Origin of the sequence: Fibrobacter sp. (genome assembly GCF_045131395.1) — a bacterium.
GTDB lineage: Bacteria > Fibrobacterota > Fibrobacteria > Fibrobacterales > Fibrobacteraceae > Fibrobacter.
Map to the genome: position 1 here is coordinate 1 of NZ_JBGUQY010000044.1, position 17,126 is coordinate 17,126.

Annotated in this window: 17 protein-coding genes; 9 read left to right on the plus strand and 8 right to left on the minus strand. The window is 53.1% G+C overall.

The window, feature by feature from the left end:
• Nucleotides 1–179: 179 nt before the first annotated feature.
• Nucleotides 180–641 (minus strand): 23S rRNA (pseudouridine(1915)-N(3))-methyltransferase RlmH, encoded by a 462-nt coding sequence (locus ACJMNB_RS10590; RefSeq protein ID WP_405342235.1) that lies wholly within the window; start codon nt 639–641, stop codon nt 180–182.
• A 4-nt stretch (nt 642–645) separates the two neighbouring features.
• Nucleotides 646–1,374 (minus strand): metallophosphoesterase family protein, encoded by a 729-nt coding sequence (locus ACJMNB_RS10595; RefSeq protein WP_405342237.1) that lies wholly within the window; start codon nt 1,372–1,374, stop codon nt 646–648.
• A 38-nt stretch (nt 1,375–1,412) separates the two neighbouring features.
• Here ACJMNB_RS10595 and ACJMNB_RS10600 point away from each other — a divergent pair, with 38 nt between their 5' ends.
• Nucleotides 1,413–2,033: a peptidylprolyl isomerase gene (locus tag ACJMNB_RS10600; RefSeq protein WP_405342239.1), complete on the plus strand. Its 621-nt coding sequence runs from the start codon at nt 1,413–1,415 to the stop codon at nt 2,031–2,033.
• Nucleotides 2,033–2,722: a ribose-5-phosphate isomerase RpiA gene (gene rpiA, locus ACJMNB_RS10605; protein ID WP_233144359.1), complete on the plus strand. Its 690-nt coding sequence runs from the start codon at nt 2,033–2,035 to the stop codon at nt 2,720–2,722. Before ACJMNB_RS10600 ends, rpiA begins: the two co-directional genes overlap by 1 nt.
• A 182-nt stretch (nt 2,723–2,904) precedes the next feature.
• Here the strand turns inward: rpiA and ACJMNB_RS10610 are convergent, their stop codons facing one another.
• Together ACJMNB_RS10610 and ACJMNB_RS10615 are read right to left on the minus strand one after the other, a co-directional pair.
• A complete protein-coding gene (locus ACJMNB_RS10610) occupies nt 2,905–3,546 on the minus strand; it encodes a hypothetical protein (RefSeq protein WP_405342241.1) in 642 nt (213 codons plus the stop codon).
• Between the two features lie 288 nt (nt 3,547–3,834).
• Nucleotides 3,835–4,068 (minus strand): hypothetical protein, encoded by a 234-nt coding sequence (locus ACJMNB_RS10615; protein WP_405342243.1) that lies wholly within the window; start codon nt 4,066–4,068, stop codon nt 3,835–3,837.
• A 56-nt stretch (nt 4,069–4,124) separates the two neighbouring features.
• Here ACJMNB_RS10615 and ACJMNB_RS10620 point away from each other — a divergent pair, with 56 nt between their 5' ends.
• Entirely contained in the window at nt 4,125–6,674 is a 2,550-nt protein-coding gene (locus tag ACJMNB_RS10620; RefSeq protein ID WP_405342245.1) for a DUF3656 domain-containing protein, read from the plus strand.
• A gap of 245 nt (nt 6,675–6,919) precedes the next feature.
• Here the strand turns inward: ACJMNB_RS10620 and ACJMNB_RS10625 are convergent, their stop codons facing one another.
• Nucleotides 6,920–7,501 (minus strand): viroplasmin family protein, encoded by a 582-nt coding sequence (locus ACJMNB_RS10625; RefSeq protein ID WP_405342247.1) that lies wholly within the window; start codon nt 7,499–7,501, stop codon nt 6,920–6,922.
• Nucleotides 7,502–7,595: 94 nt separating this feature from the next.
• Here ACJMNB_RS10625 and ACJMNB_RS10630 point away from each other — a divergent pair, with 94 nt between their 5' ends.
• Genes ACJMNB_RS10630 through ACJMNB_RS10640 form a run of 3 tightly spaced genes read left to right on the plus strand, consistent with a single transcriptional unit; the run spans nt 7,596 to nt 10,953 of the window.
• The gene (locus tag ACJMNB_RS10630; protein WP_405342249.1) at nt 7,596–8,075 is read left to right on the plus strand and encodes a hypothetical protein; all 480 of its coding nucleotides are present in this window, start codon (nt 7,596–7,598) and stop codon (nt 8,073–8,075) included.
• Nucleotides 8,075–8,947: a PHP domain-containing protein gene (locus tag ACJMNB_RS10635; RefSeq protein ID WP_405342251.1), complete on the plus strand. Its 873-nt coding sequence runs from the start codon at nt 8,075–8,077 to the stop codon at nt 8,945–8,947. Before ACJMNB_RS10630 ends, ACJMNB_RS10635 begins: the two co-directional genes overlap by 1 nt.
• A gap of 29 nt (nt 8,948–8,976) precedes the next feature.
• Nucleotides 8,977–10,953 carry a hypothetical protein gene (locus ACJMNB_RS10640; protein ID WP_405342253.1) on the plus strand — a complete coding sequence of 659 codons (1,977 nt, stop codon included), beginning with the start codon at nt 8,977–8,979 and terminating at the stop codon, nt 10,951–10,953.
• Here the strand turns inward: ACJMNB_RS10640 and ACJMNB_RS10645 are convergent.
• Nucleotides 10,943–11,674: a glutaminyl-peptide cyclotransferase gene (locus tag ACJMNB_RS10645; protein WP_405342255.1), complete on the minus strand. Its 732-nt coding sequence runs from the start codon at nt 11,672–11,674 to the stop codon at nt 10,943–10,945. The two genes, ACJMNB_RS10640 and ACJMNB_RS10645, sit on opposite strands and share 11 nt — an antisense overlap.
• A 37-nt stretch (nt 11,675–11,711) precedes the next feature.
• On the opposite strand from ACJMNB_RS10645, the gene ACJMNB_RS10650 reads away from it, so the two are divergent.
• Genes ACJMNB_RS10650 through ACJMNB_RS10660 form a run of 3 tightly spaced genes read left to right on the plus strand, consistent with a single transcriptional unit; the run spans nt 11,712 to nt 13,638 of the window.
• Nucleotides 11,712–12,278 (plus strand): DUF4416 family protein, encoded by a 567-nt coding sequence (locus ACJMNB_RS10650; protein WP_405342257.1) that lies wholly within the window; start codon nt 11,712–11,714, stop codon nt 12,276–12,278.
• Nucleotides 12,279–12,290: 12 nt separating this feature from the next.
• Nucleotides 12,291–12,662: a DMT family protein gene (locus tag ACJMNB_RS10655; protein ID WP_405342259.1), complete on the plus strand. Its 372-nt coding sequence runs from the start codon at nt 12,291–12,293 to the stop codon at nt 12,660–12,662.
• 4 nt (nt 12,663–12,666) lie between these two features.
• Nucleotides 12,667–13,638, plus strand: a complete 972-nt coding sequence (locus ACJMNB_RS10660; RefSeq protein ID WP_405342261.1) for a peptidoglycan DD-metalloendopeptidase family protein — start codon at nt 12,667–12,669, stop codon at nt 13,636–13,638.
• 41 nt (nt 13,639–13,679) lie between these two features.
• Here the strand turns inward: ACJMNB_RS10660 and thiE are convergent, their stop codons facing one another.
• Nucleotides 13,680–14,309: a thiamine phosphate synthase gene (gene thiE, locus ACJMNB_RS10665; protein WP_405342263.1), complete on the minus strand. Its 630-nt coding sequence runs from the start codon at nt 14,307–14,309 to the stop codon at nt 13,680–13,682.
• Between the two features lie 254 nt (nt 14,310–14,563).
• A complete protein-coding gene (locus tag ACJMNB_RS10670) occupies nt 14,564–17,092 on the minus strand; it encodes a GH36-type glycosyl hydrolase domain-containing protein (protein WP_405342265.1) in 2,529 nt (842 codons plus the stop codon).
• Between the last annotated feature and the right edge of the window lie 34 nt (nt 17,093–17,126).

A 17,126-nucleotide genomic window follows, 5' to 3' on the forward strand; every position in this document is an offset into this window, starting at 1 on the left:
AGGGGTCGAACCTGCGACCCGCTGATTAAGAGTCAGCTGCTCTACCAACTGAGCTAATCATCCATAGTCGCTTAGGACGCGCACAATAATAGAATTAAAATGGAGCCCTGTCAAGGGGTGAAAACGCATTTTTTCAAAAAAATTGCCGAATTTCAGCGCCACGCGCAAACGGCCACCGATTAACGGTGATGATACGGATGATTCTGCATCACCATCTGCACGCGGTAAAGCTGTTCTGCAAAAAGTACGCGGGCGTGGTCATGGGTAAAGGTCAGCGGAGAAAGCGACAAGAGCAAGTCCGCCGTCTTTTTCAGGTTCTCGTCAATGCCGTAAGCCGACCCGATCAAAAAGACGATGTTGCCCGGAAAACGGTCGCGCAAGGTATCCGAAAGCTTTACCGTATCCATGAGCTTGCCTTCTTCAGACAAAATCACACGGCGGTATTCCGACTTCGGAAATTTCTTGTCAAAAAGTGTCGCTTCTTGGGCAAGGGCCTGCAGGCGGTCGTCAATTTTAGATTCCTTGAGCTCCACCACTTCCAGCGGGAACATTCCCCCACGCAGGCGCTTGACGTACTTGTCCACCTCGTCGGCAATGAACGGCGAGCCAGCCTTACCAAATACAGCAAGAACCCATTTCATGGGACTAGCGGCCTACACTCAGGCGGTCAATCAAGAAACTCGGCATGCCGGCCTTTTTCATGCGTTCCTGGGTCTGGTACACATCGTAGTCCACGCGAATCAGGCGCACGCACTTGGTCTCGGTATCCAGCAAGCACCAGCAAGAGCGCGGATCGCGGTCGCGGGGCTGGCCCACGCTACCCACGTTCACCAACAGGCGTTCCGTGTCTTCGATGGTGTATTCGTATTCGTCCAGAATCTTCGGAATGGCATTGGGGCGGCTAGCGACAATCACCGGACTGTGGGTGTGGCCCACAAAGCAATAGCGGCCCTTAAAGTGGTCAAAAGCGTCGAGGGCGTCTTCCAGTTCGGTCACGTACACCCAGTCGGCAGGCGAAAGGGGCGAAGCGTGCACAAAGCAAATATCGTTTTCTTCGCAAATGTACGGGAGCGTCCTCAAGTACGAGACGGATTCGTCAGACAAATGATTCTGAGTCCATTCAATCGCCTGCTTGGCATAGGGGTTGAACCCCGCGCTGGATTCGTGCTTAATAGCCACACTGTCATGGTTACCGATAATGCAAATATCCATATTCTCGCGAGCAAGACGAACGCATTCGTCCGGATCGGCACCATAACCCACTAAATCACCAAGGCAAACTTTCCTATCGACATTGTTGTCTTTCATAGAAGCAATAACCGCTTCAAAGGCAACCGCATTCGAATGGATGTCAGAGCAAATTCCGTAAAGCATAGAGCAAATTTAACAAAACTTGCTATATTTGGGCGCGTATGGAAACGATTCAAGACAAGCTGAAGGTCAGCATTGCCTACTCTTTAAAAGAACGCACCGGAAAAATTCTCGAAGAAGTGCCCGCGAGCTACCCGTTCGTGTATATCCACGGGTTCAACAACATTATTCCGGGACTTGAAGACGCCTTGGAAGGTCGCCACCTGAACGAATCATTTTCAGTCGATATTCCTTTTGAAAAGGGCTACGGCCCCTACCGCCCCGACCTGGTCATGGAAGTTCCCAAGGACGAACTCCGCGAAGTGGGCGAAATCTGGCTGGGCATGGAACTCGAGATGTACATGGACGAAGATGTGCGCGAATTCCAGCTGCCCGAAACTGCCGACGAATTCGTGGACGGCCTGAACCTGGACGACGATGACGAATCCGACGGGATTTACACCATCAAGGAAATCAAGAAGGACACGGTGATCGTGGACGGTAACCACCCCTTTGCCGGCAAAGACCTGACCTTCGACGTGACCGTGGTGGGCATTGACCAGCCGAGCTTTAGCGAGCTCGAAAGCGGTTACCCCGATCGCGACGAATATGACGATTTCGGCGATTTTGACGGCGAAAATGAAGATTTTAACGACAACAACCTCAATAGGAGATGGCGCTGATGGCATCGATGGATGAACTCAAGAAGGCTGCAGGCGTACGCGCTGCAGACATGATCAAGGACGGCATGACCGTGGGTCTCGGTACGGGAAGCACTGCTGCCCATATGGTGAACCGCCTGGCCGAACGCATCAAGACCGAAGGTTTGCATGTCGTGGGCGTGAGCACCAGCTGGAGCACCACGCTGCAGTGCCGCAGCCTGGGCATTCCGCTCAAGGAAATGGGCGAAGTCAGCCACCTGGACATGGTGATTGACGGTGCCGACGAAATCGACGACCAGCGCAATTTGATCAAGGGCCGCGGAGCTGCTCACCTGCTCGAAAAGATTGTGGCCTCCATGACCGACAACTACGTAATTATCGCCGATTCCGGCAAGAAGGTGAACAAGCTCGGCGAAAAGTTCGCAGTACCTCTGGAAATCATCCCGGGTGCTATCGCCGTGGTGACCGAACGCGTGAAGAAGCTGGGCGGCGACCTGAAGGTGCGCATGGGCGCTCCGGGCAAGGACGGTCCGGTGATTAGCGACTCGGGCAACCTGATTGCAGACGCCAAGTTCGGAATTATCGAAGACGCCGACAAGCTCGCCCGCGACCTGGAACACATCGTGGGTATCGTGGGTCACGGCCTGTTCGTTGGCATGGCCACCAAGGTGATTCTCGCTGACGCCGACAAGGGCCTGGTAGAGTTCTAATTTCAGATAAATTATTATGCCGAGCTGAGGCAACAGACAGCCAGTCTGTTGTCGAAGCGAAGGGCGAACAATGACATACTAATCCTTTTGGAGTTCTCATAGATCATTGTTCGCATTGGAAAAAAGAAAACCTCCGGTCAATGACCGGAGGCTTTTAATTTTTCGCGCTAGCGCGTGCTCAATTATGCTTCGTCGGCGAGTTCCGGAGCCTTCTTGATCACGTTGCGACGGCCATAGCGGACCTTGGACGGATCGAAGGTGGTTTCGACGGCTTCGACAGCGGCTTCAGCGACGGGTGCTGCAGGGGCAGCGACCGGAGCTTCAACGGCAGGAGCGGCCGGAGTTTCAACCGGAATACGCGGAGCCAGCGGGCGGCGAGCTTCAGGAGCTGCGGCCGGGGCGGCTTCGACGGCGGGGGCTGCTGCAACAGGAGCCTGGGCTTCGGCAGCGGCGTTCTGAGCTTCAACGTTCTGTTCACGACGGCCTTCGCGGCGGTCGCGACGATCGCGGCGGTTGCCACGGTCACGTTGTTCATTACGTTCGCGAGACGGCTGCTGCTGTTTGTCAGCGGAGCGGTTGTCGCGATTTTCCTTAGCAGGACGGTCCTTGCCATTGTTGTTCTGGCGATTTTCCTTGCGTTCACCGCGCTGAGCCATTTCCTGTGCGCTGATCGGGCGACGGGAAGCCGGCTTCAAGTTCATGTCCGGTGTGAGCTTCTTGAAAATCGGGGTACGAAGCATGGTAAGGAGCTTGTTAACCTTCGTGAGGATAACGATGCACAGAATCACTGCAACGAGTGAGAGTGCGAGTGCGATGTATTCCATTCGGGGCACCTCATAAGTAAGGGTTGACCGCAGGTGCAGGCTGGAAATAAACCCGCAGGCGGTGTGGCTGGTTCGTGTTTTTGTGTGCTTAAAGCCATCTTACTAGCGCCTCCTGAGAGGCTTGACGGCGATAAGGTTTCGGGCAAATTGGGCCTGCGAAACTATTTAAGGTGCCTCTGCCGTAGCAAGAGGCCATTGTGAGCCACGGCGGCAAATATAACAAAACTGTTAAATGATTGGGGATTAATGGTTAAGAAATATCCCTAAAACCGCTCTACCGGTGGCGGTTTAAGGATGCATATCGAGCTTTTCCAGCGATTTTTTGACAGAATCGCCGTAAGCGGTCAGTGAATCCAAGTTTTTCTGCAACGAATCCACCTGCCCCTGGAGCACGGCATTTTCGGCCGCCAAGCGATTCATTTCGGCCTCGGCCGCCTCGTCTGTGCATGCAGATAACGAAAAAAAGGCAAAAAAGGCGAAAGCGGAAAGGATGGTTGCAGACAAAGTAATTTTGGATTTCATACACAGAATATAGAAAAATAACGAAGATTTATATCAAGTTTTCTATCTTTGGCCATATGATTAATGCAACGACATCGCCGGAACTGCTTTTGCCGGTGGGAACCCGCGAAATGCTCGAAGCCGCCGTTAAAAACGGGGCCGATGCGGTTTACTTTGGAGTCCCCCACTGGAATGCCCGAGGCCGCACCGAAGACTTTACGTTCGACGATGTCCGCGACATGATCCGCTACGCCCGCATTCGCGGAGTACGCACTTTTTTGGCCATGAACGTGCTGGTTTTCGAACGGGAACTTTGGGAATTGCCCGAATTTCTGGAGAAAATCATCTCCCTGGAGCCCGACGCCTTCATTATTCAGGACATCGGCCTTGCCCGCCTGATCCGCGCCATAGCCCCCAATCAAGAGATTCATGCCAGCACTCAGATGACCCTGGCCAGCGCCGAAGGCGTCAATCTGGTAAAATCCATCGGTTTTAACCGCGCCGTCTTGGCTCGCGAACTTTCGGCCAAAGAAATCGCGACAATCAAGGGCGGAACCGACCTGGAACTCGAAGTTTTTATTCACGGGGCCCTTTGCGTTAGCTACTCGGGCCAGTGCCTCACCAGCGAAAACTTTGGCGGTCGCAGCGCGAACCGTGGCCAATGCGCCCAAAGTTGCCGACTTCCCTACCGCATTTTTGTAGACGGCAAGGAATTCCGGGACACCGACGCCCAATACCTTTTTAGCACCCGTGACTTGTGCGCCCTGCCGAAACTGGCCGAATTGGAAGAAATCGACGTAAATTCGCTCAAAGTCGAAGGCCGCCTCAAGAGCCCCGAATACGTGGCAGCCGTGTCCCGGGCCTACCGCAAGGCCCTGAACAAGATTCCGCTAGATTCCAAGGACATGGAACCCCTGGAAGTGCTCTTTAGTCGCGGGCTCAATACTGGCTGGCTCGATGGTGATAACCATCAGGAACTGGTGAACGGTACCTTCAGCAACCACCACGGCATGGCTCTCGGGCAAGTCGCGAAAACCGAACGCGGGCAGATTATCATCGCCCTCGATGAATCGGTAGGTTCCACTTACCCGCAACCCGGCGACGGCATCCTCTTCGAAAATGCAGCCCTCAGCGTTAGCATCGGCAGCAGACTCTACGCCGCGCAAGTCACCCATTTGCCGCACCCGAAGCGCGGCGAGCCCAAGTACTTGCGTATGGAATTCGGGCGCGATTTCGATACCCGCCAGATTGCCGTTGGCATGCAAGTTTACCGCAACGACTCCCCTGCGCTTGAACGTGAACTGCGCAAGACTTTCACGGACCGCAATCTCGAAGAACGCATTCCCGTGAACATGGAGCTTTCCGGAAAAATCGGCGAACCCCTGAAGCTTACGATGAGCGACGGACCGAGGCATTCCGCAGAAGTCGAAGCCGAAACGCCCCTCGAAGCCGCCCGAAACAGCGAAAATCGCAGCAAAAACGAAGCGGACAAGGCTCTCCATGATTTGGCCCAGAAGGAACTTTCGGGCCTGAGCGCCACCGCCTACCAGCTCAAGCATTTGGACATCCAGGTGGAACGGGGGGCATTCATCCCGGGGAAAGTCCTGAGGACTCTCCGCCAGAACGCCGCCGAAAAGCTGGACGAAATTCGCTGCCAATGGAAAGATCTTTCACCCAAGGCGGAGGCCGGCAAGGCGTTCCTGGAAAGCACTCGTGCCACATTTAAATCGGCGCAATCCTCGCCAGAAAAGCCGCAAAATACACGCCCGATGATCAGCGTACTCGTGCGTAACCCCGACCAGATTGCCGCCCTCAAGGGCCTTGATATCGACCGAGTCATCATGGATTTCGACTGGGGCGTCAAATACGACGAATCCCTGCAGCAGATTCGCGACCTCGGCTTTGCGGCGGGCATGGCGACGCTTCGCATCCACAAGCCGGGCGAAAGCCATTACCTCAAGAACATTTTACGGCTTTGCCCGGACTTTGCCCTGGTGCGCAATCTGGGGGCGCTCTCCATCCTCAAAGAAAGCGGAATCCCCCTCACCGGCGACTACAGCCTAAATGCCGCCAACAGTGCAAGTTACGACTGGCTCCTTTCGCAAGGCCTCTCGACACTCCACCCCTCTTGGGACTTGAACAGCACCCAGCTTTTCGACCTACTGCAAAACATCGACGGTTCGCGCCTGGAACTCACGCTGCACCAGTACATGCCCGCCTTCCATTCGGAATACTGCGCCTTCGCCCGCGCCCTCACCACGGGCCGTCGCTTCCCGGAATGCGGCAAGATTTGCACCAAGCACAAGGTGGAAATTCTGGACCACAAGGGCGAACGCCACTTCTTGCAGAGCGACGCGGAATGCCGCAACACTCTGTTTGTGGGCAAGCCTCAATCGGCCTTAAAGCTCTTGCCGAAACTCAACGCAGCCGGAGTCAACCACTACCGCCTAGAAATGCTCACCGAAGACACCGAAACCGTGCGCCGCAAAGTCGTCATTTACACCCAGGCCATCCGCGGTAAAATCGCCATCGAAGACGCCATCCGCGAAGCCGGAATTCAAGAAAAATACGGTCTTTCCGAAGGCCAGCTCTTTAACGAGAGTACCTGGCAAGACCGCAAGAAATAGCATTCCTGCGATTTAGAAAGAAGCCCCGCCGCACCTAGAATTGGCGGGACTCCCCAACTGAAAATTCGCCATCGGGTGGATAGCAAATTGCCGACATTCGCCGGCAAAAACAAATTTAGTCACAGTCCAGCCCCAAAAGCGAAAAAACATAAAAACCTGCAAACACGTGTTTGCAGAAATCTTCATTTTTTACAAATTGTCAAACTTTGATTGCAGAACAAACACCTGCCTCGGTCATGCCGACTTTATTTCTTGGCGCGGGCAATGGCGTCCTTGGCTAGCTTGTCTACAAGTTCATTCCACTTGACGCCGGTATGGGCTTCTACCTTCTCGAAACTCACACGATGCAAGTAAGGCTGGGCCGCCGCCACGTAACGCTTGGCGATATTGCTTTTGGCCTGCCATTCGCCTTTAGCCCAACGGGCGATGCCTTCGTAGTCATGGCAAATCACACCGCACTTGTCGTTGGCATCGAGCCAGCGCATGGCCTGGTAAGAGGCCATCACCTCGCCATCAATGTTACGACTTTCGGCATCGAAGGCCGTAATGCCGGAACCTCGGGCAATTTCCTTGTCGTTTTCGGTTACCACGAATGCCCAACCCGATTTTGCAAATCCTGGCGAGAAGGATCCGTCCACAAAAACCCGCAAGCCTTCGGGCACGGGAGCATCCATTCCAGAAATCCATGCTTCTGCTTCGGCACGGGAACCGAAGGATTTAAAGAGCACACCCTTGACCCCATGGGTCAATTTTTCGCACTCGGCCCAAGTCATGACGATTTTACTTTCGTTAGGGGACTTTATCGCATAAAATTTCTGTTTAGGCATGGCCCAAAATTAGTATATTTTGGACGTGAAACCGTCACCATATTTTAAAGATTGTTTTAAATACTTTTTTAAGCGATTCAAGAGCAAAGAATCGTTGTTCAAATGGTTTTTAAATCAGGCTGGCGAAGACTCCGGTGTGTTTGATTTTCCGGCATCCCTAAAAGGGTATCCCAAGACATTGGTTTTCTTGGACCGCAACTTGGAAAAGTCCGCCGTATTCATGCGAGCCATGCCCGATGTGTTTTTTAAGAATGCATTCCTGTGCGCTCACGAATCGCAGCAGGTCCTAGTTTCGGCAAGGCGTGCAACGGCCGTTTACTACAGCGACCTTGAATGCCGTTACGGCGAAAGTGTTTTTGAAGAAATGGAATCCAAGTGCAAAGAATTCGCTCCGAAGGTATGCATTTACCTGGGCGAAGCATTTTTGCCCACCCTTTACCTAGCCAAAGTCAGTGGCGCAGGTTGCAGAATCGGCTTCTCGGACGAGAACTGTTTCCCCTTCTTGAACGTCTGCCTGCACCCCACCCAATCCACTGAAGCGGCCCTGATTAGCCAGTACTACGGGGTCAAGTAATGCAAAAAGGTTATTCCACCATCATTACCGAAAGCGGTGGCTATGCGGACCTCCACATGCACACCAAACTCTCGGATGGTAACCTTTCTGTCGAAGAATTGCTGGTCCTTTGCAAACGCAAGGGGCTTCGCTGCATTTCCATTACCGACCACGACAACCTGGATAGCTACAACCTGGCCGCAGAACCGGCCAAGGATATTGGCCTCGAAATTATCCCCGGGATTGAGATTTCGGCCGTATGGCAGGGCAAGGACATCCATATTCTGGGCTACTACTGCGACCCCACGAACCTGGCCCTGAACATGGAACTTCAGGATTTCGCCAAGCAGAGAATTACCCGCGCCAAGGCCATTATCAAAAAGCTGAACGCCCTGGGCATCGACATTTCTTACGAAAAGGTCGTAAGCTACTGCAAGGGCAAGGTCATCGGTCGCCCCCACATCGCCATGTCCATGGTGGACGAAGAATACATTTCCAACTTCTCTGAAGCTTTCACCAAGTACCTGGGTGACGGCTGTGTGGCCTTTGTAGAAAAGAAGGGCCTGAACCCCCAGCAGACCATCAAGCTCATTGAAAATGCCGGTGGAATCGCCGTGCTCGCTCATCCCTACAAATCGGGCCTTTCCGATGAATTCATCGAAAATATGGTAGAATGGGGCGTACAGGGAATCGAAGTCTACAGCCCCGCCCAGAAGGGTGCCGTGGGCCGTAAGTACAAAGAGATGGCTCAAAAATTCGGCCTTATAGGCACCGGCGGTTCGGACTTCCATACCGAAGCTGGCGCATACCCGCCCAACTGCATGAAAATGCCCTATTCCGTAGTGAACGCCCTCCGTGAACGCCGTGAAAAACTGAGAGCAGAATGGTACTGATGCGCGCGCTCCTTCTTTTTATTCTTTTTTTGGTAGCTTCCCTATTTGCAGAGCCCCTGGTTCCTGACCGCTATGTGACGCCCTCTGCTCAAGATTCTGTCTACAAGACGCCATGGGGAATTGATCCGGCAGCCCGCGAAACCGACGCAGGCCGTTGGGTATTGCCTCACCGAGAACTCATGCAGCGCACCTACGACATTTCGGGCCAAAAATCCGAATGGTTGCTGGGCACATCCATTCTCGGAGCTCCCGAACTGGATCCCGACCATATGGGCATGGGTTCTATCCAGACCCGCTACCCCAGCAAGCTGGCAGGCATATTCACCACCCGCCTCGGTTATGACGCCACCACCCTGGGCTTGAACGGCGAAAACGGAATACTCTTTGAAGAACGGAAGGGAATCCCCGTCGATACCCCCGTGACCGACCTGAACTGGGAACGTCCAGCCTTCGGTGGAAACGCTTTACGCCTCGACTTTCGCAGACTGGTAACCGATTCCGTCTCCCTGGAATTCGGGCTAGCTAGCCACTCCGATATAGACTCCAAGGAATACAGCTACCAGAACGTGACCCACTCGCCCTATTTCGCCATGGGTCGCGACTCCTCGCAAATTCCTTTTGCCGGCCGCAACATCGCCATGAACAGCATGCACATCCAGCCCATTCTTACCTGGCGATTCGGATGGGGCAAGGCCTTCGCTAAGCTGAACTATGTTGACCTGAGAAATGCCGACAACCCCAATCACAAGGTTCTGCTGGATACTCTCGACAAGTCTGTTCGCACATTTCAGGCTGACCCCTACGTAACAGAAATCCATACCTTTGGTTATGGCGGAGGCATCGAAGTCTACCCCACTAAAAAGCTGACTCTTTCTACGGACTTCACCTACAACGAACACGAAATTGCACTGGATTCCCTGCCCCATATTTTCAAGGGAACCCGAGACTATGTAGACACCCTCGGCGAACAGCACACCGATACTCTCTATTACGATACCCTTAGGGCCACAATCTACGAATCCATGCTGGGCAACTTCGGCATCGCCTACCGCACCATTTTTAACCCGGCCATCAAATTCAAGTACGAATTCCTGAACACCGACAATACCGGCGACAACGACACCACCCGCTCTTATTTCCAGGATCGCGAAACAGGCTACCTGGAACTGAAAGACACCCTTTGGAACAGGTTTATTTTCCGGACCCAGACCGGCCTTCAGAGAAACAGTTCCGTCCGTAACGAAGTGGACATCGCCCCCGCCTATTCAGCCGACGTTCTGGCCTTTTTGCCATACCATCTGCGAGCAAACGTAGGAATGCGCCACGACAACAAGTTCCCCGACGTAGGTCAGCTCAAGATTGACGAAACTGGTCGCCTGGCCTTCCACCGCAAGGACCTCAAGTACGAAGAACGGGACCGCTACACCTTTAACCTGGGCTACCAGCAGCGGGAAGTTTTTTACGGAATCGGCCTGCGCTACGAAAACGTGGATAACCTCATAAAACCCCGCTGGGTCAAATGGGGCTATGCAGATTCGACCAACTCCTTGGAAGACGTCTATACCTGGACCAACATCGATAACGTGAACAGCCTGGACTGGCTTTTGCAGGTTGGCTTCAGACTGGGTAACTGGAAATTCTACCTGGAACGTGGCGAGACCCTGGACCGCAGCCTAAAACTGATTGATACGCCGGAACTCTACTACAAGGGCAGCATCCACTGGCAAAACCGCTTTGTGTATGACCGTCTGGGTGTAAGCGTCCGCGTAGACTGGCAATGGTTCGGCGAACGTTACGACTGCACCATCGGCGAAAGCGGTGGCCCTGAACTTGAACTCATGAAGAAATACCTGGCTCTGGACTTTGAAGCCCGCATGCAGATTCTTTCCTTCGAGCTCTACACTCGCATCGAGAACTTCAACCACAGCATTTACATGCCGGCCAGCGGTTATACTCCCGAAGGACTCCGCTTCGCTTACGGCATCGTGTGGTCCTTTAAAAATTAATCTTGTAAATCCACGGCCAGTTCTTGCCGGTAATCCACAGGTTCTTGCCGTCATAGGCGATTCCGTTCAGCACGTCCACATCAGGGTGCTGGCGCTGGATTTCGGCCACTTTACGGCTTAAATCCAAATAGCGCACCACCTTTCCGCTAGGGAGCGAAATCACGGCAATGACGCTAGTCTGCCAAACGTTGGCATAAAGAGTATCCCCTACGATTTCCAGCTCGTTCAAGAGTTTTAGAGGGTATCCGCCATCGGTAACGGAAATGACTCCCACTACATTGAACCCACCTAAGGCAATCTGCAAAAGTTCGCTGGAACCATTGCTCATCAAAAGGGCGTTTTTCCAGTAGGTCAGCCCCCAACCTTCTGTAGGAATGCGAAATTCACCTTTGGGGGCAAAAGGCTTGCGGCTATAGATAAAGGCCTTTTTCGATTTCCAAGTCAAATAAAAAATGTCTTCGCCAACAGCGATGGAACCTTCACCAAAATAGCGTTCCGAAAGCTTGGCAGAATCCAGAATCTTGCCATCCAGCGTGCGGCGGTATAGTCCCGACTGTCCGTATTGGCCGGTGGTTTCTATCAGTTCTTTTCCGTCAAAAAAAAGCCCCTGGGTAAAATGAGTCTTTTCGTGGGGAATGGAATCCAAAATTTCGGGAATAACGCGAGGGGCCTCGGCAAAGGCAATTGATGCGAGAATACAAATAACAAGTGGAAAACGCATGGGCAAAAATTACTAAAAAATTTCTAAATTACCGCCCATGGGTGAGCTAAGGACACCGGCAAAAGTAAAAATCATCGTGGGCATTCTCGCAAAGGATGCCCAGGCGGTTGAAGGTGTCCGGGGGATACTCCGCGAGCGTTTCGGCGAAGAAGAACTGGCTTTGCCGCCATTCCCCTTTACCTTTACCAATTACTATGTCGACGAAATCGGTGCAGCTCCCGTTCGCGCCTTTTTCAGCTACGAAACTCTGGTAGACCGCGAAACCATTGTGGACATCAAGCTCTGGAGCAACGATGTGGAACTGGAAATCGCCAAGCAGAATGGGACACCAGGACTGCGTCCCGTAAACCTGGACCCCGGCTACATGACCCTCGGACAATTCTTCTTGGCCACCACCAAGGACCAGCGCCAGCGCGTGTACATGCAACGCGGCATTTTCGTAGAACCTACGCTGTACTTCCAAGACGGGCATTTCCACGCCTTCGACTGGACCTACCGCGACTATCAAAGCGAAAAGTACATCACCTACCTGGAACAGGTCCGTGCCCGCCTAGCCTATCAACTCAGCACAGGCAAGCCTTACCGCCTACGCGCCAACCACTAAACTAAATCTATCATGAAAGTTGGAATTTTTACCATTATCCTCCTGATTATCAGTAACGTCTTTATGACCGCCGCCTGGTACGGCAACCTCAAACTCAAGGAAATGCACATCAGCACCGACTGGCCCCTGATTCTCGTAATCCTTGCCTCCTGGGGCGTAGCGCTCATCGAATACTTCTTCATGATTCCCGCCAACACCATGGGTAGCCGGATCAACGGAGGTCCCTTCACCCTTATGCAGCTGAAGGTCATCCAAGAAGCTATTTCCCTGACCGTATTCACCGTCATTGCCACCACGGTCTTCAATAACGAAGCACTGCAGTGGAACCACATCGTCGCCTTCGTCCTCATCGTCGCCGCCGTATTCTTCGCCTTCCTTAAATAGTTTCATGGTTCTTTCGGGATTTCACAAGTGGATGGGCTGGTTTGTCGCGATTCTCGTAGCGACCGCCCTCTTGTGCACACCCGCCGATGCCAAGAGCAATTCCAACTCCAAGGAATCTCACAAGACGTCTAGCAAGACAACCAAAAAAAGCAAACCGGCAAAGAAAAAGGCTGAAAAGAAAGTCGAAAAGAAATCCAAGAAAGTCAAAATCAACGAAGACGATCCCAAAGCATTCACCAAGGCGCTCCTTGCCGATAAAGAAGGCGTGGAGTACGAAATCGTTGAATCCCAAAAGAAAAAACGGGCGAAAAAGCAGAAAAAGCAAACGGAACAAGTTCAAGAAATCGGCGAGACCTTTGACTTTTCCACCATGCTGCTGCCCATCACCCACGAAGCCCTGGTGGGTTCCCCTTACGGTATCCGCAGCCATCGATTGCACCGCGGCGTAGACGTGAACGTTATCAAGGACGAGCCCGTAGTCGCAGCCTACCCCGGCGAAGTTACCATGTCCCGCTACAATAAGGGCGGCTACGGCAACTATGTACTTATCAAGCACCCCAATGGTCTAGAAACCCTTTACGCCCACCTTTCCAAACGCCTGCTAAAAGTCGGCGACCAGGTGTTCCCCGGCGACATCGTAGGCCTCGCAGGCAATTCCGGCAGGTCATCCGCCGCCCACCTCCATTTTGAAATCCGCTACGGCGAAGTCAACATCGACCCCTGTACCGTTATCGATTTCCCCCACTGGGCCCTCCGGGAAGGAGTGTCCAAGTTCTCCATGAAAAAAGCCATTGCGGACCACCGCAAAATTCAGGCAAAACTTCGTGACAGCAACTATTACGTTGTGCAAAAAGGCGACTCCCAAGGGGATGTCGCCAACTGGTTCAATATTTCAATCGAATCGCTCTGCCGCATCAATAACTTGAAGCCAGGCGCTCCCCTTAAGATCGGACAAAAGCTCCGCGGCAGCAAATAGTCTACGCATTGCGAGAAGCGCAGCGACGAAGCAATCCACTCTTAATTTAACTTAAGGAATGCGGCCTTCAATTCGCAGGCTGCGCTTTCCGGATCAGCGGCCTTCATAATCGCAGACACCGCACAAATTCCTGCAATGCCCGAATCCTTCAGCACAAAGATGTTGTCCTTGTTGAGCCCGCCAATGGCATTCACCGGAATGGGTACCGCCTTCACCACTTCTTTCAAAGTTTCTACCGGAGTAATAACCGTTTTCACGTGAGTCGTGGTTGGGTAAATCGCGCCACAGCCTAAGTAATCGGCTCCCTGTTCAAAAGCTTCAAGAGCCTGCGGCACCGTCTTCGTGGTAGCACCGATAATTGCGCTCTCGCCCATGAGCTTGCGAGCCACATGCACCGGCATATCGGACTGCCCCACATGAACACCCTCTGCACCAATCGCCAGCGCCACGTCCACGCGGTCATCGATAATCAGCGGAATATTGTAGCGGCTCGTAATCGCATGCACAGCCTCGGCAAGCTGCATATATTCGCGGGTAGACTTGTCCTTTTCGCGCAACTGAATGATTGTCGCGCCCCCCTTGCAAGCGGCCTCCACCACCGGCAAAAAACGTTCTTCCGGCACAGTCGTGCTATCCGTAATAAAGTAAAGCGTCGTATCAAGATTCTTCATTTCAAAACCTAATTATTTTCACCTACAAAAATAAAAAATCCGCTTCATCTGAAGCGGACTTTAAATTCATAATTTGGATTAGAGCCTAGTGAGACAAGGCGAAAAAAACACCTATCTCAACAAAATGAGATAGGTATTTTAAAGTCTTAAAGAAACTCAGAGAGCCTAGCGAAAGCAGGAGCCTTGACCGAAGGCGTATAAGTCATACGACGAGAGTCAAGGCGACGAACTATCGCGACGGCTATATGGGTTTCTTAGCCGAGAGTGACTTCGACCTTGTGAACACCCTTCGTGAACACCGGTGCGACGTTGGAATCGATTTCCTGACCGTCGACAACCATCTTAGCCACACCCTTGCACACGTGCTTCGGGTTCTTCACCGTGATCTGGTAGGTAGCACCGCGGAACTTACGGGTTGCTTCGAAGCCAGCCCATGCGCTCGGGATGCAAGGATCGACAACGAGACCGTCGAAGCTTGCACGGATACCGATGATGAACTGCGTTGCAGCCTGGTACGTCCAGGAGCTAGTGCCGGAGAGCCATGCGTTACGGCCCATACCGAACTGCTTGTGTTCGTCACCGAGGATGTTCTGCGGATAGCAATACGGTTCAGATTCGAAGATGTCGAGGATGCCGTTCTTGGAAGCCGGGTTGATCTGGCAGTAGTATTCAAATGCCTTGTCGCCACGGCCGAGGATCGTTTCGGCAATCATCACCCACGGGTTCGTGTGGAGGAAGATACCGCCGTTTTCCTTTGCTCCAGGAGGATAGGTGGAGATGCCACCGACCGCCGGTTCAAAGCCACGGTAACCCGGAGTAGAGCTCTTCACGCCGTACTTGGTGTTGAGGAGCTTGTTCAAGCTGTCCATGCCCTGCACTGCGCGGTCGCCGAAAGCGATACCGGAGATGACCGGCCAGGACTGACCGTTACAGTAGATCTTGCCGTACTTAGCAGAGGAAACACCGTAGCCGTTGCCGTCCTTGTCGAACCAACGAGTCCACCACTTGCCGTCCCAAGCGCTGTCGTTGAAAGCCTTCTTGACATCTTCGTACCAGCCCTTGTACATTTCAACGGCTTCCTTGTCGCCGAGGGCTTCTTCAATGCCCATCATTTCGAGCAAAGCCTTTGCGTACAAAGCAGTGTTGAACGTAGATTCAGCACCGAGCGGGAGGTTCATGCAGTCGTTCCAGTCAGCAAAGCCGAGGAGCGGAAGACCGTGCTTACCGAGGTGTTCGCGAGAGAACTTGACAGAACGCTTCAAGTGTTCAAGGACAGTGCCCTTTTCACGCTGAGCACGCTTCTTGCCTGCTTCGTAGAACGGAATTTCTTCCTTGAGGAGGTCCATCTTGCCAGTTTCTCTGAGGTAGTTGGCAACTGTGAGGACGATCCAGAGGTGGTCATCGCCGTACCAGTCTGCGTAAGCCGGGTTGCCGTTTTCGTCGAGCACGCCCTTCTTTTCGCGGGAGTCACCGGCGTTAGCTTCGTTGCCGTTGTCTTCTTCGAGGGCAAGCGGAGCGTACTGGTGCATAGCGTTACCTTCCGGACGCTGTACGGAGAGGAGGTTCTTCGTAAGAACGAGAGCTTCTTCCGGCATGTGGCTCATCACGCCCATGAGGTCCTGGCTGGAGTCACGGTAACCGATACCGCGGCTGGTGCCGTAGCCCAACTGGTAGAGGGACAAGTAGCGGCTCCAGTTCTTCGTGGTGTGGCACTGACGCGGGTTGTGTACGTTCACCATGGAGTTGAATGCAGCATCCGGAGTGTTGACCTGGATCGTGGAGAGATAGTTTTCCCAGAACTTGGCGAGTTCTTCGAAAGCCTTGTCGACGTTCTTGAGGTCGCGGTACTTCTTGATAGCCTTGGCTGCAACCTTGAGGCTCTGTTCCTGACCGAGCTGGGTGCAGGTACGGAAAGTCTTCTTGGCAGCGATCTTGCCAGCGTGGATCATGAGAGCGGCAATGTTGTCGCCACGGTCGCATTCGCTGTTAGCAAGTTCCTTGTTCTGGAGGCTGAGCGGATTTGCCCAGGAACCCATTTCGTTCTGGCCGAGGAATACACGGCGGTCGCCATCGAAGGAACCGACCTTGCAGTCAGCAGTAACATAGTTCACGGCGTAGTCACGCTTCATGTAAGCGTACTGTTCGAGAACAACGTGGCCGTCCTTTTCCCAGTGGCCCTTGAGGGTCATGGTCTGCGGAACCCAGTCGGCGTTCGTGAGCTGCTTTTCAGCTTCGAAGTGGCTGAATTCATAAACCGGGATAATGTCCACTTCCTTAGCGCCACCGGCGATGTTGGTCACCTGGATGTCCTGGAGGAGAGTGTTGGAGCCCGTCGGAACAAAAATCGTGACCTGCACGCGAAGACCGAAAGCTTCGGCAATCCAACGCATGTAGGAAAGACCCACGTGGCATTCCCACTTGTCCATCTTCGTCAAAGTCGGAACGTAGAACGGGGAGAAAATCTTGTAGTTCTTGCCATCCTTAATACGGATGTAGATAGTGCTGGCCTTGAAGTCAGAGCACGGCATCTGTGCAATGTACTTGGTGATACGGTTAAGAGCCGGGTCGCCTTTGCAAACGAGAGTGCCGCCGGTCGTATCGACGATACCGCCGAAGTTCAAAGTACCGACGTAGTTGCACCACTTGATCGGGGTAGCCGGGGTGGTGAGCACGTATTCTTTTGCAGCGTCATCAAAGTAGCCATACTTCGGGGCAGCGACCTTAGCGGTCTTCTTTGCCGGGGCCTTCTTTGCAGCGCTCTTCTTCACTGTTTTTGTAGCCATTTTATCTCCGTTAGAGAGGGGTTGTTAAAATTCA